Annotated in this window: 16 protein-coding genes; 7 read left to right on the top strand and 9 right to left on the bottom strand. The window is 44.4% G+C overall.

Annotated elements, in window-relative coordinates; genetic code table 11:
• Positions 1-23: 23 nt before the first annotated feature.
• The gene (locus A3712_RS04710; protein ID WP_063522509.1) at positions 24-836 is read right to left on the bottom strand and encodes a bacteriorhodopsin-like; all 813 of its coding nucleotides are present in this window, start codon (positions 834-836) and stop codon (positions 24-26) included.
• A gap of 467 nt (positions 837-1,303) precedes the next feature.
• Positions 1,304-1,879, bottom strand: a complete 576-nt coding sequence (gene idi / locus A3712_RS04705; RefSeq protein WP_063522508.1) for an isopentenyl-diphosphate Delta-isomerase — start codon at positions 1,877-1,879, stop codon at positions 1,304-1,306.
• A 382-nt stretch (positions 1,880-2,261) separates the two neighbouring features.
• Between idi and A3712_RS04700 the strand changes: the two genes are divergently transcribed.
• The 5 genes from A3712_RS04700 to A3712_RS04675 all read left to right on the top strand — a co-directional run bounded on the left by A3712_RS04700 (position 2,262) and on the right by A3712_RS04675 (position 7,143).
• Positions 2,262-2,687 (top strand): GNAT family N-acetyltransferase, encoded by a 426-nt coding sequence (locus A3712_RS04700; protein ID WP_063522507.1) that lies wholly within the window; start codon positions 2,262-2,264, stop codon positions 2,685-2,687.
• A 636-nt stretch (positions 2,688-3,323) separates the two neighbouring features.
• Positions 3,324-3,737, top strand: coding sequence for a hypothetical protein (locus A3712_RS04695; protein WP_063522506.1), 414 nt, complete (start codon positions 3,324-3,326; stop codon positions 3,735-3,737).
• A gap of 341 nt (positions 3,738-4,078) precedes the next feature.
• On the top strand, positions 4,079-4,486 hold the full coding sequence (locus A3712_RS04685) for a hypothetical protein (protein ID WP_063522504.1): 408 nt from the start codon (positions 4,079-4,081) through the stop codon (positions 4,484-4,486).
• Positions 4,487-5,010: 524 nt separating this feature from the next.
• Positions 5,011-6,261: a tetratricopeptide repeat protein gene (locus A3712_RS04680; protein ID WP_063522503.1), complete on the top strand. Its 1,251-nt coding sequence runs from the start codon at positions 5,011-5,013 to the stop codon at positions 6,259-6,261.
• Positions 6,262-6,714: 453 nt separating this feature from the next.
• Positions 6,715-7,143, top strand: a complete 429-nt coding sequence (locus A3712_RS04675) for a hypothetical protein (protein WP_063522502.1) — start codon at positions 6,715-6,717, stop codon at positions 7,141-7,143.
• Between the two features lie 254 nt (positions 7,144-7,397).
• On the opposite strand, the gene pheT is transcribed toward A3712_RS04675, so the two are convergent.
• The 6 genes from pheT to A3712_RS04645 all read right to left on the bottom strand — a co-directional run bounded on the left by pheT (position 7,398) and on the right by A3712_RS04645 (position 16,769).
• On the bottom strand, positions 7,398-9,800 hold the full coding sequence (pheT, locus tag A3712_RS04670; RefSeq protein WP_063522501.1) for a phenylalanine--tRNA ligase subunit beta: 2,403 nt from the start codon (positions 9,798-9,800) through the stop codon (positions 7,398-7,400).
• Positions 9,801-9,818: 18 nt separating this feature from the next.
• On the bottom strand, positions 9,819-10,802 hold the full coding sequence (gene pheS / locus A3712_RS04665; protein ID WP_004741591.1) for a phenylalanine--tRNA ligase subunit alpha: 984 nt from the start codon (positions 10,800-10,802) through the stop codon (positions 9,819-9,821).
• 430 nt (positions 10,803-11,232) lie between these two features.
• Positions 11,233-12,489 carry a hypothetical protein gene (locus A3712_RS04660; RefSeq protein WP_063522500.1) on the bottom strand — a complete coding sequence of 419 codons (1,257 nt, stop codon included), beginning with the start codon at positions 12,487-12,489 and terminating at the stop codon, positions 11,233-11,235.
• Between the two features lie 9 nt (positions 12,490-12,498).
• Positions 12,499-13,305, bottom strand: coding sequence for an outer membrane lipoprotein-sorting protein (locus A3712_RS04655; protein WP_063522499.1), 807 nt, complete (start codon positions 13,303-13,305; stop codon positions 12,499-12,501).
• Between the two features lie 44 nt (positions 13,306-13,349).
• Positions 13,350-15,812 carry an efflux RND transporter permease subunit gene (locus A3712_RS04650; RefSeq protein ID WP_231891762.1) on the bottom strand — a complete coding sequence of 821 codons (2,463 nt, stop codon included), beginning with the start codon at positions 15,810-15,812 and terminating at the stop codon, positions 13,350-13,352.
• A gap of 171 nt (positions 15,813-15,983) precedes the next feature.
• Positions 15,984-16,769, bottom strand: a complete 786-nt coding sequence (locus A3712_RS04645; protein ID WP_063522497.1) for a TetR/AcrR family transcriptional regulator — start codon at positions 16,767-16,769, stop codon at positions 15,984-15,986.
• Between the two features lie 529 nt (positions 16,770-17,298).
• Here A3712_RS04645 and A3712_RS04640 point away from each other — a divergent pair.
• Both A3712_RS04640 and A3712_RS04635 read left to right on the top strand, forming a co-directional pair.
• Complete coding sequence (locus A3712_RS04640; RefSeq protein ID WP_063522496.1) at positions 17,299-18,096, top strand: hypothetical protein; 798 nt, start codon at positions 17,299-17,301, stop codon at positions 18,094-18,096.
• Complete coding sequence (locus A3712_RS04635) at positions 18,017-18,769, top strand: hypothetical protein (RefSeq protein WP_063522495.1); 753 nt, start codon at positions 18,017-18,019, stop codon at positions 18,767-18,769. Before A3712_RS04640 ends, A3712_RS04635 begins: the two co-directional genes overlap by 80 nt.
• 111 nt (positions 18,770-18,880) lie before the next feature.
• On the opposite strand, the gene A3712_RS04630 is transcribed toward A3712_RS04635, so the two are convergent.
• On the bottom strand, positions 18,881-19,375 hold the full coding sequence (locus A3712_RS04630) for an outer membrane beta-barrel protein (protein ID WP_063522494.1): 495 nt from the start codon (positions 19,373-19,375) through the stop codon (positions 18,881-18,883).
• Between the last annotated feature and the right edge of the window lie 48 nt (positions 19,376-19,423).

Below are 19,423 nucleotides of genomic sequence, written 5' to 3'. Positions count from 1 at the left end.
AACAAGGTCGGCTCTCTAACCAGCTAAGCTTCCTTATGGCTTTCAGAAGTTGCTGCGTACCAAATGAGCAGACCAAAAGCGATTTTGTTGATTACATCAGCGAGGTTGTAAACCAAGTTCAAAGACGCTTCGTCTACCGCCCCCATCATGTATCCTAGAACGTAGCCGATTGGATAAATTGCCCAACCAACAGTGACAATCCAGCGCATTAAATTGTAAGCAAATCTTACAGAGTCACTGGCTTGATTAGTGGCTGCTTTACCGGCCTCACCGAAGAATATTTCATACAAGATGTAGGCCCAACCAAGCATACCTATTACAAACCCGGTGGTAACGTTGATATAACCCGCCTCGCCCAGAAAACCAGGTATCAGCATGACTAACGTACCGATGAGCAAACGCCAGAAAATGCCTGAAGAAGCTGCACCGATTGCTCTAAGGATGAGATAAAATTCGATCATCAGAAGTGGCACTGTAAGGAGCCAATCAATGTATCGGTAAACGGTTGGAGTTTCTCCTGTCGCAACCCACACATCTCTCATGTAGAAGTAGTGTACTGCGGCAATGAGAGTCACGAGAGCGGATACTGTCAATGACGTTTTCCACTTTGCAGTCACCCCTTGTGTTTCCCACAAGAAGAACACTGTCGACGCCATTAGCGCCATAGAGATTAACCAAAAAGATATTCCTACAAAGTCATCTGGTTTGAGGTTTGCAGCGGCATTAGCACTGCCTGAATAGAAAAATGCAGCGAACATGCTTACTGCAATTACGTTTGTTTTGAAAGATGTCGATTTCAGCACGCCGAGCTTTGCTGATAGTAGTTTAATTTCCATAATTTTCATCTCACTTTAGCTATGGTTATCGCGAGTACTGCTCGTGAATTCCTCGCTTTTCTCAAGACCTTACGATTAAATGTTAAAACACGATCACAAAAATAACAAACTGGAAACTTTTGAAACATAAATTTATTGACAATGAGATTTAGATTGAGTGGAGAAAGCAAACGAAAGCGGTTTAAGTGGAAACTGATAATGTATTTAAAAGGATCGAGAGGGTTATATGGCCCCAATGGGCAAGTTAGAGTTATTAACTGGTTAATATTCTCATGCGAATAGCTATCTGCATTTTCCTAATGTAAATACTTTCTGAATACAACTCTTGTCCAAGTGTGTGCTATCGCCCTACCACACATGATTTCAACGTAAACCCGACATGCTTACTTCCTAAAAATGGATGAACCTCTAGAAATTGTGCTTAAAGAGACTGAGTCCAACGAGGGCAGTAATGATGATAAGCAGCGTTAAATCTTATTTGTAAATTGGCGTTGGTCAGCGCTCTCTGACTCCACCTTAAGGTGCTCGACCACTTTAAAAAAAACGTCGGGGAACCAAACCGTAAACGCTTCAGGCTGTTGGTGAAGCATCTCTTGGATGGACTCGATTGAAAACCATTCAACCTCGCTCACTTCAGATTCGTTTGGGGATAACAAGGGCTGATTAGTAAAGCTTAAGAAAATGTGGTCGAGCTCATGCTCTGTAAGGTTGTTTTCGAGTTGTGCTTGATAAATGAATGACCCGAGAGAGCAGAGTTTTAATAGCTTGCTGGTACCTAGCTCCTCGCCAACACGACGCTGAACCGCACTTTCTAAGGCTTCACCTGGACGCGGGTGAGAGCAGCAGCTGTTACTCCATTTACCGCCACTGTGGTACTTCCCACATGCACGTTTTTGAAGCAAAAACTCATACCCATCGACCGTTTTCTTTGCGATCATCAATGAGAAAGCGCGATGCAATTTCCCGTCTATATGGGCTTTCAATTTTTCGCAGTGACCGACTTCCACATCATCTTCCGTCACTAGTATGACTTCATCTTTCATCTCACTCCTCCAGCTCTTTTATAGATGAGGGCTTCACCCGGGCCAGTTAGTTATAGCCAATTTTTGCCAGTAAAGATCAGTCAGTGCTAAAAGAAACGATATATGCCAAGCATCAAGGCTCTATGTCTGAATAACGGTGCCGACATTAGACGTTTTTGCGTCCCTCACCAGATAGACCAAAACTTTCCTAAGAATAAACAGGGGATGATGGGCTTCTGTCCCCCTTTCATGACAGCGATACTTAACCTTTGAAGTCATCGCAATATATTTTGCCTTACCTTCCCCTCATAGCTTACTAACGCCCAAGGAATAGAGGGGTACCATTACTCTTAATAATTATATGTGCATAATAGGGATATAACTCAAAAATTACGGATATAAAATGAGAATAGAAGTAACCACAAATCCCAATAAAAGCGACCTTGAAACCATAAGTAAGGGCATTCAATCCTTTAATCAAAAACACATACCTGATGCTGTGGTATTTGAGCCAGATACAAGATTTGCGACCTTTGCAAAAGACGATGATGGAAATGTATTAGGTGGAGTTAGGGCCTGTGCTTTCTGGAACTATTGCATCCTTGAGTTACTATGGCTATCCGATGAGAATCGAGGTCAGGGGTTCGGAAACAAATTAATGGATGCTGCTGAAACCTATGCTAAAGAACAAGGCTTCAGTTACATGCGAACTGAAACACTCAGCTTTCAAGCAAAGCCTTTTTACGAGAAGCGTGGCTATAAAGTTTTTGGTGAGTTACCCGATTATCCGAAAGGCCATGTCACATACTGCCTTGTAAAAGAGTTATAAAATTCGTCTCCATTAGGGATAAGTTAGGCTTGGCTGCCTTAATTTGTAGCCTGTCCACCTTGGAGATTTGGAGGTGTATGTTGGCTCGCTTTTGTACCATTTACAATTAGCACTAAGCTCCTTATCAAGAAGAGGCCCCGCACACGCGAGGCCTTAGTTTTATTTATAGAGAAATTACAACCGCCCTACTTCACTGATTTCACCGATTTCATCAAAAACTATCTAAACTAGATTCATTATTGCTGGCATCTGACCATGGAACTCCCCTTGAGCTCCCATAAAACCAAATGTATAAGGCTTCACTTCTTCGTACCTTCGACCATCAAACGCTTGTCTTTCTCGCAGCTTATTTAACAGCCAGTTATCTAACATGTTATTATATTGAATGCTTGCTCTCTCTTTACCGATAATTGGCTTTTAAGTTATTGTATTTAAATATTTTTTGGAGTGAGTTACAGCTTCAATAAGACGCATCGTTAAAAAGTGATAACAATACATTTTTTATATGTGGGTAGAGTATAAATCTCGATATATTTTCTTTAATTTTTAGTTGCTTATGATAAGTTAATTGAAAGACGAGCAGGTAGAAAAACGAGACTGCCTGTTATTAATAATGTTACGCATCAAGGAGGTTTCATGGAATTAGCCAATTTTGAAGAAGATTATTGGCAATTGAGAAATGGCGAAGAGTCTCATAGAGAGAACCCTGAGACATTTTGGATTCCAGAACTTGAACGACGAACCTCGCTACAAGTTGGTGATGCGGCGAAAGTAATATTGGAAATAGAGTGCGAAGACGAGGACGGAAAGGTCTTCATCGAAGGTGAGCGAGGTTACTTGATTGTATCCGAGATTGTAGGTAACAAATACATCGGTATTCTTGATTTTCAGCCTGTCTGTATTGAGGCTGGTCGAGACGATATTTACCTATGCTTCGGTGTAGAAATTCCATTTTCTCATGAGCACGTAATTGATATTGATCGTCCACCTGAAGATTATATTGAATGGCAGCTAGGTCAAAAACCGGAGCGAATATGGCACAGAAGATAATGCCCTACAGGGTCATCAAACATAGCTCGCTGTTGATGGCTGGCGTTAGGCGCTAGAAGAATATGAAGCACGAACTTTGGTCCAACGAACAAGAATTAGATACGTTTTGCCTGGCAGGTCCAGACGGTGACGATGCTCGATCATTAATGGAACCTGATTCAAAACTAATATGGGAATGTGAGGCCAACTCACATTTCGAAGCTATGACAAAGTATTATCAATTTAGAGGTTGGGGTGAGTATACTTCAGATTATCCCGAAATTGATAAGAGGCCGTATTGTGAGTAGCGAACTTAAAAATATGCTTAACAAGCGGGAGCAGGCGTTATCTGTTGGGAAACTATGAGAGCAATTTTCAAAAAAACAGAAGGCGAATATCTTGAGGCAACCATCGAAGTAGATGGTGTCAAGGTTGTTGCAATGGACGAATTTGGGGGCGATAGGTATAAAGCTGGAGATAATATCGATATCTGTTTATCAGTCGGCCTCCACTATGAAGACGAAGAATGGGAGTCAATGTTTTCAGGTAACCCCGAAGCCAAGAAAGAGCTAGAGCATCAATCGGGCTGGCGCTATCGGGCATATGGTATCATGACAGGCATAGATCCTGAGGTAATAGTTGATGTGGGTATTACACATCTATCAGCACCAATCGATACTAGTGATCGAAAAGTGTTAGGAGAAAGCATTGCATTTACCATTGATCGTCTGGATGCACACAGCAGCGAACAAGGCGCTGCTGTCGGATAACTTTTCCTTACTCCAATTAATCCGTTATATTCTAATTTAGTCATATAGATGACAAGATTTTGCCCCATTATTAGCTTTATCGAACAAATTAGCGTATTCAATCATCTGTGGTTTGCTCAAAAATAACTAATCTGATCCCCGAAACTAAGAAAGCACGGAAAATGGCTGTCATAGTACTATTGTTAGCTCACATGAACTCGCTGATTTGTGCCCTGCAAACTGCTTTGTAGTAGTCACAAACTTTCAAAGAGTCAAGGTGGTTAATTATTCAACAATTCGCTTAGATCGTTCGAGGCAGTCTTATAGCAAACTCGCACATTTCTATACATAGGAATAATAAACACTAGAAGAAAAAACAGATGGTAAAAAATATCACGCGTTGCGGATCGCTCTGAACCTTTACGGACATGCAATGTTAACTTTTAGGACCAAACTTTAAAAAGTAATCATTTATATTATCAATCTTAGTTGTGAAACAATTATAAATTACCAATATAATACGTATAAAACAAAATGGAGGTGTTATGCGGTTTTTAATGTTGTTTATGATTTGTACTGTCATGGCTGGGTGTGCTCAAAATTCTATTAGTGCATTAAACGATAAAATAAATGACATTAAAAAAGCCGCTGCGCAGGGGGATGCAAGAGCTCAAACGTATCTTGGTTGGATGTACGAAGATGGTGAAGGTGTGCCTCTGGATGAGGAACAAGCGGTACATTGGTATCGTCTGGCCGCTGAACAGGGGGATGTAATAGCTCAGGACAACCTCGGGGTTATGTACGTTAATGGAGAAGGTGTACTCCGCGATAATAAGCAGGCTGTTTATTGGTTTCGCAAAGCCGCTGAGCAGGGGTATGCAAGCGCCCAAACGAATCTTGGAGTCATGTACAAAGATGGTAAAGGTGTAATCCAAGATAATAAGCAGGCTGTATATTGGTGTCGTCAGGCAGCTGAGCAAGGATATGCAAGAGCTCAAGCAAACCTTGGTGTTATGTACGAACTTGGTAAAGGTGTGCCTCCTGATGAGGAGCAAGCGGTACATTGGTATCGCCTGGCAGCTGTGCAAGGATATGCAAAAGCTCAGTACCATCTTGGGCTTATGTACGAAAATGGTGAAGGTGTACCTCTTGATGAGGAGCAAGCGGCACATTGGTATCGCCAGGCAGCTGAGCAGGGATATGCAAGAGCTCAAACGAATCTTGGGCTTATTTACAAGAATGGTGAAAGTGTGCCTCTGGATGAGGAACAAGCTGTATATTGGTATCTTCAGGCTGCTGAGCAGGGATATGCAAGAGCTCAAACGAATCTTGGCTGGATGTACGAAAATGGTAAAGGCGTACCTCTGGATGAGGAACAAGCGGTACATTGGTATCGTCAGGCAGCTGAGCAGGGATATGCAAGAGCTCAAACGAATCTTGGGTGGATGTACCGAGAAGGTATAGGTCTACTTGATGATTGGAAACAAGCGGTACATTGGTATCGTCAGGCAGCTGAACAGGGATATGCAAGAGCTCAAACGAATCTTGGGAAGATGTACGAAAACGGTGAAGGTGTGCCTCCGGATGAGGAACAAGCGGTATATTGGTATCGTCAGGCCGCTGAGCAGGGGTATGCAAGAGCTCAAACGAATATTGGGGCGATGTACGAAAATGGCAGAGGAGTGCCTCAAGATGAGGAACAAGCTATATATTGGTATCGTAAAGCTGTTGAGCAGGGAGATGGGAGAGCTCAAAGATACCTTAGATGGATGTGTCCAAAAATAGGCTGTAAGTAATATTGAACTACACCATCAATATTGGATACTAAGTTAAACGACTTGCCATACCTGTAGTTATTGATGGTTTGCTAATGTATGATTTATCGAAAATGATAATTGTCCAAAACCTTCACAGGTTGAATTTTTACCCGTGGCATTTTCTAGCTCGAAAATGCCCCTTTCTGAGTTGACGAGATTTTCAGCCGATGAATCTTGTCACTACCTTCTCGACCATCCAAGCTTGAAAGTAAGCCGAGACGAGTTGGAAAGTTTCTCCCAATTTCGTTCACCCGTTAATATTTAGAGCTAACTTGCTATTCAGCTTGGGCTTGGAGTACGTTGGCTAAATCTTTAACCTAACTTTTTTGGAAGGGCGTTATCTATACAAAGCTATTTAAAAATAGATACTTGCTGGAATAAAGTTACAGAAAAAATCCGTCTATGGAGCGTTATGTATCAAGGAATATTAAAATGACTAAAACGAATAAATTACTGTTAATTTTAGCTCTCGCAATGATCCTCATGGGAGCTTCCAAGGTGGTTGGATACTATTTCAACTATGGATTAACTAACATCACATACACGGTCTATGTATTGATTGGATTGTTACTCTGCTTTCTACTTTACGCCAAAGTACAAATAGCTAATTGGTTATTGTTCGTGTTTTTTTTGGCTCAAGTCATCGTGATATATAGCCCCACTTATAGATATGATTTCACTACAGGGTTGAGCGTGCATTTCACATACTGGGCAGGCTCGATCGATACCCCTAAAAACGAGAGGTATGGATTTTCTTTCAATTTATTATCGGTTTTTCTGATGGGGTTGTGCATAACAGGGATAGGAAGCTCTAACAAAGCAGAGACCATAGAAAACAGTGGTAAGCAAGAAAATACATAACAACTAAGGATTAAGTATTGCGTAGCCAACATTAAATCCCAAGTGTTGAACAAGCTCGAGCCTATATTTAAGTAAATTGTGGGTTCTGCACATCAATTTTGCTATTTGCCATACCTTTAGTTATTCAAGGCTTGCTAATGTAAGGTTTTTCTAAACTCATTTATGTCCAATAACGAGTTACCCCCTCCTACTTACCGTAAAAATAAAAAGGCCTCGCAATGCGAGGCCTTTGGTTTTCTATCTATCAGAAGAGATTAGTCGCGAAGTGCTGCGCCGAATTTCTCTGAGATTGAAGCTACGATAGCATCTACTGAACCAGCGATGTCTGCATCTTCTAGTGTGCGCTCTACAGACTGTAGAGTCAGCGCGATAGCTAGGCTCTTCTTGCCTTCTTCTACGCCCTTACCTACGTAAACGTCGAACAGTTTCGCGTCTGTTAGGAATTCGCCACCAGCTGCGATACACGCTTCTACGATGTCGCCAGAAGCGACTGCTTCGTCAACAACAACCGCGATATCACGACGGTTTGCAGGGAACTTAGATACGGCTACTGCTTCTGGAAGCACGCGAGTGTTGATAGCTGCCCATTCGATTTCGAATACGATAGTACGGCCGTTTAGACCAAACTTACGCTCTAGTTCTGGGTGAACAGTACCAATGATACCCACTTCCCTTTCTGTTTCTAAACCAGCGTCTACTACGATAGCCGCAGTTTGACCTGGGTGAAGTGCTGGGTGCTTAGCTGCTTTGAAGCTGTAAGCTTTTTCGTTCGCTGTTAGCTCTAGAACTGCTTCTAGGTCGCCTTTCAGGTCGAAGAAGTCAACCGTGTTTGTTGCAACGTCCCAGTGCTCTTCACCACGAGTACCAGAGATAACGCCCGCTAGCATCACTTCTTGACGCATGCCGTTTTCAGCTGATGCTTCTGGAATGAAACGTAGGCCAGATTCGAATAGACGAACGCGTGGCTGTTGACGCTTCTGGTTGTGAACAACTGTGTTTAGAAGACCTTGGATTAGGCCAAGACGCATTGCTGACATATCCGCAGAGATTGGGAATGGCAGGATTAGCGGCTCAACATCAGGAACGATCAGTTTTTGCTGCTCTGGCTCAACGAAGCTGTAAGTAATTGCTTCGTGGTAGCCACGGTCTACAAGAAGGTCACGAACGCGCTTAAGCGGTTGGTCAGCTTCTTTGTGGTCATTCATTTTAAGTGCCGCTTTAGGCGCTTGGTTTGGAATGTTATCGTAACCGTAGATACGACCTACTTCTTCAATTAGGTCTTGCTCGATTGCGATATCGAAACGCCAAGATGGAGACGTTGCCGTCCAACCCGCTTCTGTCGTCTCTACTTCACAACCTAGACGAGTTAGGATTTCTACCACGTCTACAGATGGGATTTCGTGACCTAGTAGGCTGTCTAGTTTAACGCGACGTAGAGATACTACGTTTGCTTTAGGTAGATTAGCTTCTGATTCGCTGCCGTTTACTGGCGCAACTTCACCACCACAGATTTCAACTAGAAGCTGTGTTGCACGCTCCATAGCAGCTAGCTGAAGTGTTGAATCAACACCACGCTCGAAACGTAGAGAAGAATCTGTGTGAAGGCCGTAAGCACGTGCGCGACCACGGATGTGATCCGGTGCGAAGAATGCTGCTTCTAGAAGTACGTCTGTTGTTTCAGTTGTTACACCAGACTCTTCACCACCAAAGATACCAGCGATTGCTAGTGCTTTGTTGTGGTCAGCGATAACAAGCGTGTTGCTGTTTAGTTCAGCTTCGTTGCCATCTAGAAGTGTTAGTTTTTCTCCCTGCTCTGCTAAACGAACCACGATGCCACCTTCGATCTTAGCTAGATCGAATGCGTGCATTGGTTGGCCTTGCTCTAGCATCACGTAGTTTGTGATGTCTACAACTGGGTCGATTGAACGGATACCACAACGACGCAGTTTTTCTTGCATCCAGATTGGTGTTTCCGCTTTCACGTTTACGTTCTTAACCACACGGCCAAGGTAACGTGGACACGCATCCGTTGCTTTAACTTCAACAGATACTGTGTCTTCAATACTTGTTGCAACAGCTTCTACTGCTGGCTCTGTAACGTCTGCGCGGTTTAGTACGCCAACTTCACGAGCAAGGCCACGGATGCTGAAGCAGTCTGCGCGGTTTGCTGTTAGGTCTACGTCGATAGTTACGTCGTCAAGCTCAAGAAGCTCACGTACGTCCATACCTAGCGTTGTGCCTTCTGGCAGCTCAAGGATGCCGTCAGACTCTGCGTCGATACCTAGCTCAGAGAAAGAACAAAGCATGCCGTGCGATGGAACGCCACGTAGTTTTGCTTTCTTGATTTTGAAGTTACCAGGCAGTACTGCGCCAACTGTTGCTACTGCTACAGTTAGGCCAAGACGACAGTTAGATGCACCACATACGATGTCTAACAGCTCTTCTTCGCCGATATCAATTTTAGTTACTTGTAGTTTGTCTGCGTCTGGGTGCTGACCGCACTCAACCACTTTACCTACTTTAACGCCGGTGAATTCACCAGCAACAGGTTCTACATCGTCAACTTCCAAACCAGCCATAGTGATTTGGTGAGCTAGCTCTTCGCTGTTAATTGCAGGTTTAACCCACTCGCGTAGCCAAGATTCACTGAATTTCATAGTTTCGACTGCCCCGGATTACTTGAATTGTTTAAGGAAACGAAGGTCGTTCTCGAAGAACGCACGAAGGTCATTTACGCCGTAACGAAGCATCGTTAGACGCTCTACACCCATACCGAATGCAAAACCAGAGTATTTCTCAGGGTCGATGCCAACAGAGCGAAGTACGTTAGGGTGAACCATGCCACAGCCTAGAACTTCTAGCCATTTGCCATCTTTACGTTTCACGTCAACTTCAGCTGAAGGTTCTGTGAACGGGAAGAATGAAGGACGGAAACGCACTTCAACTTCTTCTTCAAAGAAGTTACAAAGGAAATCATTAAGAATGCCTTTAAGTTGTGCGAAGTTTACGTTCTCATCAACTAACATACCTTCCACTTGGTGGAACATTGGCGTGTGAGTTTGATCGTAGTCGTTACGGTAAACACGACCCGGAGCAATGAAGCGGAATGGCGGTTTGCCGTTTTCCATCGTACGGATTTGAACACCAGAAGTGTGCGTACGTAGCATTAGATCAGGGTTGAAGAAGAAAGTATCGTGATCAGTACGAGCAGGGTGATCGTCTGCGATGTTTAGTGCATCAAAGTTGTGGAATGCATCTTCGATCTCAGGGCCAGACTCAGTGTTAAAACCAAGCTCACCAAAGAACTGTTCGATACGCTCAACTGTGCGAGTAACTGGGTGAAGACCACCGTTCTCAATGCGACGACCTGGTAGGCTCACATCGATAGTTTCTTCAGCTAGTTTCGCTTCAAGCTCTGCACGTTGTAGTGCGTCTTTGCGAGCTGCGATCGCTTGTTGAACAGCACCTTTCGCTTTGTTGATCTCTTGACCAGCAGTGCGACGCTCTTCAGGTGGAAGTTTACCTAGGCTTTGTAGTTGAAGAGTAAGTTCACCCTTCTTACCTAAATACTGAACTCGCACTTCATCAAGTGCGACTAACGAATCTGCTGTATCAATAGCAGTCGTTGCATTAGCAATGATCTCTTCTAGATGTTGCATCATTTCCTCATCTACCAGTTGGTAGTGTCCGTATCGGATGATTAGTTTTTTTAGATAGCTACACATAGTAATCAAACACGCAACCAATGCCAAATTGAATCGCTAAAAGAACAAGTTATTGCCTAAAAACACGGCAAATTTAACGTTGGAAAATAGAATTTCATTGAAATCGGTGAAATCAGAGAGAAACCGATACAAAAACGTCACCAAGTGAGACAGTTTGATTACATTCACCGAACCTAGGTTGAGGCGTTGGTGTTCACAGGGTTTGGATAAGAAGGATGAAACTGAGACCAGAATGTACAAGTGAGATAACTAGTCAGAACTGAGATAAGAAACCAAGGAGCGAGGCTTAAGACCACCGCTCCTTGGTTTGTTCGTTGAGAGCTTAATTTGAACGTAAAGAATGGGAACTAAAACATCCGATCCTTTAGAAATAATACTCCAACGAGACTTCGACAAAATCATCTTTGCGAGCGAAGAACAGTAAGTCCTCTGGGGTTTCGTTCTCAAACAACCAAGCATTCAGTCGCCACTTGAGGTTGTTATTGATACGGCTTGAGGCTTCTAGCTTTGCGCTATAGACATCGCTATTGTCTAAGTCTTGAGTGATGCCAGTCAGCACTTCGGTGCCATCTTCATCATTCAAGGCGAAACGCGCGCCAAGGAACACATCGTTTTGACCGATGGTTTGCGCGTTATTCCCTCGGCTGTCATACAGGTATTCTGCGATGAAACCGATGTCCCAATAGGATTCAAGCGCCCCAACCCAGGTGTATTCAAAGCCTGTTGCTACGCCTGTGTGGTTGTCGTAACTGTCGCGATAAATGCTTTCCAGCTTCCATAACCAGTCACCAATAATGCCTTGCACGTCAAGCCCGAAGTGCTGCATTTGCGCGTAGCATGGCTTTAGCTGATTGCCTTGCACACGGTAATAAGGGTCGCGGTTTGTACCGCCCAAATAACTTAAACCGATATCCCAATCGCCGTACATTTGGCTATATCGCAGCGCGACATCAACGTGTTTTTCTTCTCGCGAGGATTCATAAAGCGCATCGTCCGAAACGGGTATCGTTGGCCTTAAGCGTCCATCTTCGCCAGCAAAAGTACGCTCACGAAAATACGGCAGTAACATGGCGTCGATGGTGCCCCACTCTTTTATCGAGGTAAAGTGCACCATGGGCTGACCTAACTTAGATTCACCATCGACCGATTCAATGGCGTCGGTTTGGTTTACCACATCCACCAAGTGCGCCGATTCAGTCACGCCCCAAAACACTTTGCCAACACCGGCACGCAGTTCGTAATCATCCCAATAGTTGAGATACAAGGCTTCACGAATATCACCATGAGTTCGTTCATCGTCTTCACTGTCTAGGCGATAAAACGGAGTGAAGGTAAAGCTGCCGTTGCCCTCTTCTTGCTCCCAGTAAAATTCTGGTTGCAACACCAGTGAGCTTTGGCCTTTGCCTTGCCCTTGTAAGCCATCGCTAAAGAACTGCCTATGTTCAAGATTAAGCTGCCCTGCTAAATCCGGACTAAACTTTTCTACTAGATTCGAGCTAAACCTTTCTACTAGACCTGAACTAGCGCTTGCCGCCACACAAGGCAACGACACCTGCATAAGCCCAACGGTCGCTGCCAAGGTTAAGGATAATTGGGTTCCTGTTACCACAATCCTTTTCATATTCCTGCCTTATTTCGCACGTTTTAGTGTGTTCTTTTGGAAATCCTTGTCTTTAAGACCGGTCTGGAACACTAAATCTGTCGTGGTTAATACGGTGCTTTTGCCTGTTTGATGGTTTTGCATCGCCATAGTGTGTGCGCGCCAGTATTGGTTTAGGTACTGTTTGTAATCTTGGAACGATAGCGTCTTAAGGAGTGCGCCTTTGCGGTCGTAAAACTCGACTTTCATTGGGCGGTAGTGCTGTTGGTCTAGCCATACTTTCTGCACGGTGTAACCTGAGTTTTTGTCGGTTGGGACTTGCTCTAAAACAAAGGTGTCCATGCCTTCCAGTTTCGCGTCTTCGATGTAGTTGAAGGTGTACTTTTCTAGCTCAAACGAGCTTAAGTCTTCATACGCAAATTCACTGCCCATAAACGGCCCAGATTTGTTACGTGAAGAGATACGTTTCACACGCTTAAGTGCAGGCAGATACAACCACTGATCATCGGACTTAGTTATGTGAGAATGGTTTAGGAAAGCCGTGCCTTTTACATCGCGTGGCTCATCAAAAATGGTTAACCCTTTATCGCCATCGTTATCGACTTCTAACGATTTCAATCGCATCAGGCGCGTGCTGCTTTCGCCTTGTTTATTCCGAAGTAGCATTTCCATAGTCGCGACAGAATCGCCCCACCCAACATCGACCGCTTTACGTTGTTCTGCAATTTCTAAGCCTTTCGCTGGGTCTGCTAACGCAGTGAAAGCGGCGAATGTGCTCACAGTCAACGAGGTCACAATAAGCAATGTAGTAACGAATGATGGTTTAACGTTGTTCATAAATATCTCCTTGAGTCGGCCCACCGCAGCAGGCTGACGATTCATTATTTGGTCGAAGTAGTCAGTTCGGCTGTCGAGCTAGGCTGAGACTTGGTGTCAGGCTCTGAATCGTGCTGAGTATTAACCGAGTAGTAGGTCTGCTTGTCGAAAATCATCAGTAAGCTTGGTAGCAAGATGAAGTCGACCACCAGCGCAATGAAAATCACAATCGCACTGAGTAAGCCCATATCGGAGTTAAGTCTGAAGCTCGACATCGCCAGTACAGTGAAACCAGCTACGAGTACCACTGTGGTGATCCACAATGCGCGTCCAACCGTGTGGAAGGCGTATCGAACCGATTCTTCTGCCGATTTACCTTCGATTCTTGCGCGCTGATATTTACTTAAGAAGTGCACCGCATCATCAACCACGATACCCAGAGTGAGCGTTACCACTACGGACAAACCAAGGTTGATTTCAGCAGAGACAAGCGCCCATAGACCAAAGCCAATGATCGCAGGTGCAATGTTTGGCACTAGGCTGATAATGCCCAAGCGAACCGAGCGCAACGCAAAGATCATCAAGCCAGAAATAAGCACTAAGGTGATAGGCAGAGTCGATAACATACTCGCCATGTTGGTTTCGCCAATGTGAGCAAACATCAGTGATGGACTCGACGCGACCACTTCATACTGAGGTGCATTGGCTGCAAACCATGAGTAAATGCGCTCTTCGAGTTCGACTAGCTCAACGCTGCCAAGGTTATCGACAGTAAGAACTATTTTGATCGATGACTTATCGACGTTGATCTGGTTGTTCAAGTCCAAGCCATACGGCAGAGACATCTCATAAAGCAGCAGGTATTGCGCAGCAAGTTCACGGTTAAGCGGCAGCTTGTAGTAACTTTCATCGTCGCCATGCATGTTCTTGTTCAAACGCATATAAACATCGGAAAGCGTTGCCACGTGGTCGGTTTCTGATTGAACGCGTAGCCAATCAGTAAAGTCACCAATCGCTTGCAGAAACAAAGGATCGGCAATCGCTTGAGACTCGTTAGTCTTCACAGCAATGCTGATGGTGGTCATGCCGCTTACCGTCTCTTCCATGAAGTCGGCCGCTTGTCTGAACTCACTTGAGGTATCAAAATACTTCACCGATTCATCATTCACTTTGTTAAGTGGAATTAACGCGGCAGCGCCAACAATCACCAGAGTTGAAATCGGCAGCAGTGCTTTACGGTTGGTAACGACAAAATCGCCCAACTTATCCATAAAAGTGATTTGGTCTTCCACTTTAGGATTGGCAGGTAGGCGTTTGACTGGTAGCAGTTTTAGCAACGCAGGCAACATGGTCACTGACAAGAAGCACGCGATGAGTACACCCAATGCCGACAAGTTACCGAAATCACGCAGAACTGGAGAGTCCGACATGTTCATCATCAAGAAACCAATCGCAGTGGTCACTGAAGTGATCAGAATCGGCATCGCATTGAGCTTGATGCTGTATTGAATGGCTTGTGCTTTCTCCATGCCGCGTTGCATTGCTTGTCTCATGGTCACAATCACGTGAACACAATCGGCTACCGCCAAAGTTAAAACCAAGGTAGGCACATTCACAGTTGCGGTACTCAAGAACATACCTGCCCAACCGGATAGACCCATGGTGGAAACAATTGAAGAGATGATCACAATAAGCGTCGCCACCACACTAAAGAACGAGCGCAGCATAAAAGTCAGGAACACCAGCACCACCAACAGCATTAAGGGGACGAGCGTTGAGCTGTCTTGTTGAGCAGAAGTCATAAAGGCGTTGTTCATGGCAATGATGCCCGCTTTATGGAACTCAACATTGGGATACTGAGCTTGGTACTTACCGATCATGGCATTGATCGCCGCAATCACCTCTTGCACTTCCGCAGTCTTGTCCACTTCTGGCAGCTGCACGGTAACGTTAACAATCGTCACATCGCCAGAGGCCGACACCAAGGCATTCTTAAGCAACGGTTCGTTTAGGGCGATCTGTTTTACTTTGGCGATTCGCTTCGGTGTGTGTTCGTACTCTTCATAAAGCAAGTCTTCTACCAAAAGATCATCTTCAATGGCTTCGGTGTGCTGATAGTTGGCAAGGGAGTCCACACGGCTTGAATACGGGATCTGCCACGCATCGACCGTGAGGTTTTGAATTAGTGTGAGAGTTTCAGTTGTGAAGACATTGCCATCTTCAGGAGCGACAACAATCGCAAGGTTGTCGGTTTTTGCAAAGGTGGTTTGAATCTCATCGAACGCCATCAACTGCTTGTTGGTGCCTTCGAAGAAGATATTATAGTCCCCTCTAAAGTAGAGGTTCTTGGCCCCTAATGCAGAGAGAATGATGATTGAAAACACCACCAGCAAAACGATAAACGATCGCTTGGTGGGTATTGAGTGCCAACTGTTTAGATCTGCGTTTGCGCTATCGGCATTCGGATTATCTCGGTTTTGCTGATCGAACGTGGGCTTTTGGCTGTCATGTTTCATCACAGTCTCCATTTGTGACGATTCGTCATATTTGTGTCATAAAAAGCCAGCCGAAGCTGACAAAAGACACAATGCTTAGTCAAATACTCAAGAAAACAGCAACCACAGTCGGTTAACCTCAAGTTTGTGACGAATCGTCAAAAATGGTTATTAATAAACCCACATGTGTGGGCTTAATGGAAGCTATCGGCCTACAGACTCTAAGTAAGCGATCTCTTCACTGAACAGTTCTTGTTCTACACGACGCCAAGTTTTACGGTAATCCCAGTCGCTAGAAAGGGGCTGCCAATTTAGGCCGTCTAGAATCATGTTCGCGTTATGTAATACTGAATACGGGTCTTGTAACCGCTTAATACAATGACTGTTTGATGCATTCTGTGACAAAGCATTTGAACCAAATGCAATTGACCAGTTAGCAAAAACGATGGCATCAGAACCAACACCAGAAGAGAACTTTAGGTCACCCACTTCTACTGCTTGGTTAACCATAGAGTCGCATTGTTCAATCACCAACTCTTCCAGTTCATTCATCTCAGCGACGCGTGCACTAGACGCTTTCTCTAGTACCCACGGGCTTTTAGCCATGATCGCACAGGTTGATAGTACTGGCTCCATGCGAGCATAGATTCGGTAAGCAACGTGCAGTGCCACGATCTTTTCACGTGTGTTGCCCTCAAACTCTCCAGAGCGAGCAAACATCATTGCTTCTGTCTTGAGAGAGTGAATACATAACGCTAAAACGACGTCTTCTTTGCTGCAAAAGTGATTGTAGATTGTCCCTTTAGAATAAGAGCTCGCTGCCGTTAGCTTGTCCATCGTTAGGTTTCCGAACCCTTGTTCTCGAACCAGATCTTTCGCCAACAACATCAACTCTACTTCTCGGTCTGCAATAGACTGCTGCTTTTTAGACAACACGCCTTTGCACCCAAAGGTACCTTGTTTATCACCTTTACAACCAAAGCCAAACATAATTTCTCAGTCCGTATTTGAGCTTAGCCATTATCTAAGCTTAGCCAGTATTTAAAACACTCCTATCCAATATGTTAACACGAATAGTAAATTCATGTAGTTAACCATTTTGTGACGCTTCGTCATTTTTGACTTAACGTCATAATAGCTCATTTATTGACCATATCAAGGCATTTTATAAATTAAATACAGTTTATGAATAGTTAGATGGATGGATTGTGGTGAATAATTCAATCATCAATAGATAACATTAAGAGAAGCCCCGTTCGTTGACCTACAGAGTGCGAAAGTGATGACACTCTTAACCTAACAAAGAATATCATCACTTTAAGATGCTACTCGTATTCATACCCAGTGATTCCTAGCGTAAACCACGAGAATGAGTGACTGTAAGCTTACTTTTTGGGACAGACCTCTCCATATGGTCAATATTTGGCTTACTAATGCCGTTTTCTGCTAAGTTGCTATAAATTCAGTATGGGGTGACTTACAATAGAGTCAACGACCTACCTTTATTGAGAACACGATATTGAGCGCCAAATATTCTTATTTAGCTTGGCAAGTGAAGACTTCTAGCCCAGCAGAAAAGCTTGTTTTATTGATGCTTGCAGACGGTGCGGATGAATCCGGTTACACCAATGTGTGCCTGCAATCGGCAAGTCAGCTTTGTGCTCTCTCTACGTTTGGTTTAGCAGACTGCCTTAAGTGCCTAGTCGACCAAGGTATCCTCGATAAGGTAAAAGTAGACTATCGAGATCAAAAAGAGATCCACGTATTCAAAATACTCATTGAGCAAGAGCAAGCTGCGGCGCCCGTTGAGGCTCAACCGGTCAATAGTATTCCGGTCTACTCTACTGCACCTGCACCTGCACCTGCACCTGCACCTGCACCTGCACCTGCACCTAAGTTTCAGCCTGCTCCGGCGCCAATGCAAAACGTGCAGCATGCCCCTCGCCCACAAAGTCGAGGCTCAATGACCAGTAACACGGTTTCCACTCATGATTTGGATGAAGAGATCATTCCAAATTGGGCGGAACGAGCGTTTAAATTCTCCGGCCTTGCTGGTGACCATAGCTTAATATGGAAAAAATTTGTCCTCTGGTATAAAGCCAAAGCCAATGAACTCATGCCAATCTCTCGCATCGAATCTAAGTTGCAGTACTGGTTAGTTAACGAGAAGCAAAATGAAAGACAACAACAGCAGAAGACCTCTCAATATTCAGGAAATGCAGGACAAGCTCAAGGAAATGGGTATCGACAAAAGCTTAGCCCATCTGAACGCTTCAGGCAGCAGCTCATTCAAAAAGGCAAAAAGCCAACCTTCTGATCCTGCACCTACAGCCGTTCCGGAAGTTTTACCGGCAGCTTCGTCGCCATCGGTACCTGTTGTTGAATCAGACACCAGCTCAAATCAACAAGTACCTGTCGTTGACCAAGATCCTGCTGAACTAGAACTGACCGATTGGTGTATCCATGTATTCGGCTCTTTCTTGAGCGTATACGAGACTCAGTGGGAATACCAATACGGTAGTGAGCCAAGCGGTAAGTTCATTGAATTTGCTAACTCAGTCGATTCTGACGGCCTTAACCGTGTGCTAATGCACTGTCATGAACGTATTCAGCTTGGCAACAGCTGGCCACCGCAAATGGGTGAGCTTTGGATTCTGAAAGACTCTCTAACAGAAGAAGAGCTGCTGGATAGCCGCATTCGAGTATTGTCTCGCACCGCTGCGAACAAGATTGAGAAATGGCTAATTCAAAACAAGCTGTATGACTTAAAACGCACTGCGGAAAACAAACTTGATGGCCTGTTTAAGAAGTACTACTTGGAAGCAAAACGTTTAGACGAGAAAGGCATGCTTGAAACGGAATTACCACAATTCCTACTTGCCGCTAACTCAGTGAAGAACTTGAACGATTTGAAGCGTGAAGAGTACGAAAGCAAGCACGGTAAAGCGCTGAACCCAAGAATCCAACAGATTCTCGACAGCAAAAAGTAACCTCCCGCTTTCTAGTGTGAAAAATACAGCGAACAGATAGAAAAATGCCAGCAATTAAGCTGGCATTTTTTATGAATTCTTACGAACTCTTTAGCGACTAAGCCCAACTAATTACAGTAGGTGAATAGTTGCGTTTAGCGTGAATACGCCAGAGTCGTCATCTTTCATTTTGAAGTTTTGGTAGCTAGCGCCTACAGATAGAGGACCAAAGATGAAGTATTCCGCACCTACACCGTACATGATATCAACATCGTCTTGCTTGAAGTTGTCGCCTTTCAACTCGTAAGAGTGAAGGCCACCTTTCGCGTATACGTGAAGAGGACCGAAGTCGATGCTTGGTTTGATCGCTAGGTAAGCAGTGCTTGCGTCCATGTTCTTAACGTCACGATTACCGTATTTAACGCTGTCGAAAGAGCCTAGATCCCAGTAACCCGCTTCAACACCGATAATTGGCAGGATACCTGTACCCACGTGGATACCCATTGCTGTTTCTTCTTCGTTACCTAATGAGTTTTGACCACCCATTACACCGCCATACAACCAAGAATCAGCCATTGCTGTTGAAGATGCACCTAGCAGTGCTAGTGCCAATAACGTTTTTTTCATATTCGACCTTTTTCGTCCTAGTGGCAGGCCTTGAGTGGTAATAAATTG

This window comes from Vibrio sp. HI00D65 (assembly GCF_001635455.1).
Taxonomy (GTDB): Bacteria; Pseudomonadota; Gammaproteobacteria; order Enterobacterales; family Vibrionaceae; genus Vibrio.
This window is presented reverse-complemented; position numbering and strand designations above follow the sequence as displayed.

Coding starts and splice junctions, on each gene's coding strand:
- A3712_RS04710 (WP_063522509.1), bottom strand. CDS start 836: ATGGAAATTAAACTACTATCAGCAAAGCTCGGCGTGCTGAAATCGACA.
- idi (WP_063522508.1), bottom strand. CDS start 1,879: ATGAAAGATGAAGTCATACTAGTGACGGAAGATGATGTGGAAGTCGGT.
- A3712_RS04700 (WP_063522507.1), top strand. CDS start 2,262: ATGAGAATAGAAGTAACCACAAATCCCAATAAAAGCGACCTTGAAACC.
- A3712_RS04695 (WP_063522506.1), top strand. CDS start 3,324: ATGGAATTAGCCAATTTTGAAGAAGATTATTGGCAATTGAGAAATGGC.
- A3712_RS04685 (WP_063522504.1), top strand. CDS start 4,079: ATGAGAGCAATTTTCAAAAAAACAGAAGGCGAATATCTTGAGGCAACC.
- A3712_RS04680 (WP_063522503.1), top strand. CDS start 5,011: ATGCGGTTTTTAATGTTGTTTATGATTTGTACTGTCATGGCTGGGTGT.
- A3712_RS04675 (WP_063522502.1), top strand. CDS start 6,715: ATGACTAAAACGAATAAATTACTGTTAATTTTAGCTCTCGCAATGATC.
- pheT (WP_063522501.1), bottom strand. CDS start 9,800: ATGAAATTCAGTGAATCTTGGCTACGCGAGTGGGTTAAACCTGCAATT.
- pheS (WP_004741591.1), bottom strand. CDS start 10,802: ATGCAACATCTAGAAGAGATCATTGCTAATGCAACGACTGCTATTGAT.
- A3712_RS04660 (WP_063522500.1), bottom strand. CDS start 12,489: ATGAAAAGGATTGTGGTAACAGGAACCCAATTATCCTTAACCTTGGCA.
- A3712_RS04655 (WP_063522499.1), bottom strand. CDS start 13,305: ATGAACAACGTTAAACCATCATTCGTTACTACATTGCTTATTGTGACC.
- A3712_RS04650 (WP_231891762.1), bottom strand. CDS start 15,812: ATGGAGACTGTGATGAAACATGACAGCCAAAAGCCCACGTTCGATCAG.
- A3712_RS04645 (WP_063522497.1), bottom strand. CDS start 16,769: ATGTTTGGCTTTGGTTGTAAAGGTGATAAACAAGGTACCTTTGGGTGC.
- A3712_RS04635 (WP_063522495.1), top strand. CDS start 18,017: ATGGGTATCGACAAAAGCTTAGCCCATCTGAACGCTTCAGGCAGCAGC.
- A3712_RS04630 (WP_063522494.1), bottom strand. CDS start 19,375: ATGAAAAAAACGTTATTGGCACTAGCACTGCTAGGTGCATCTTCAACA.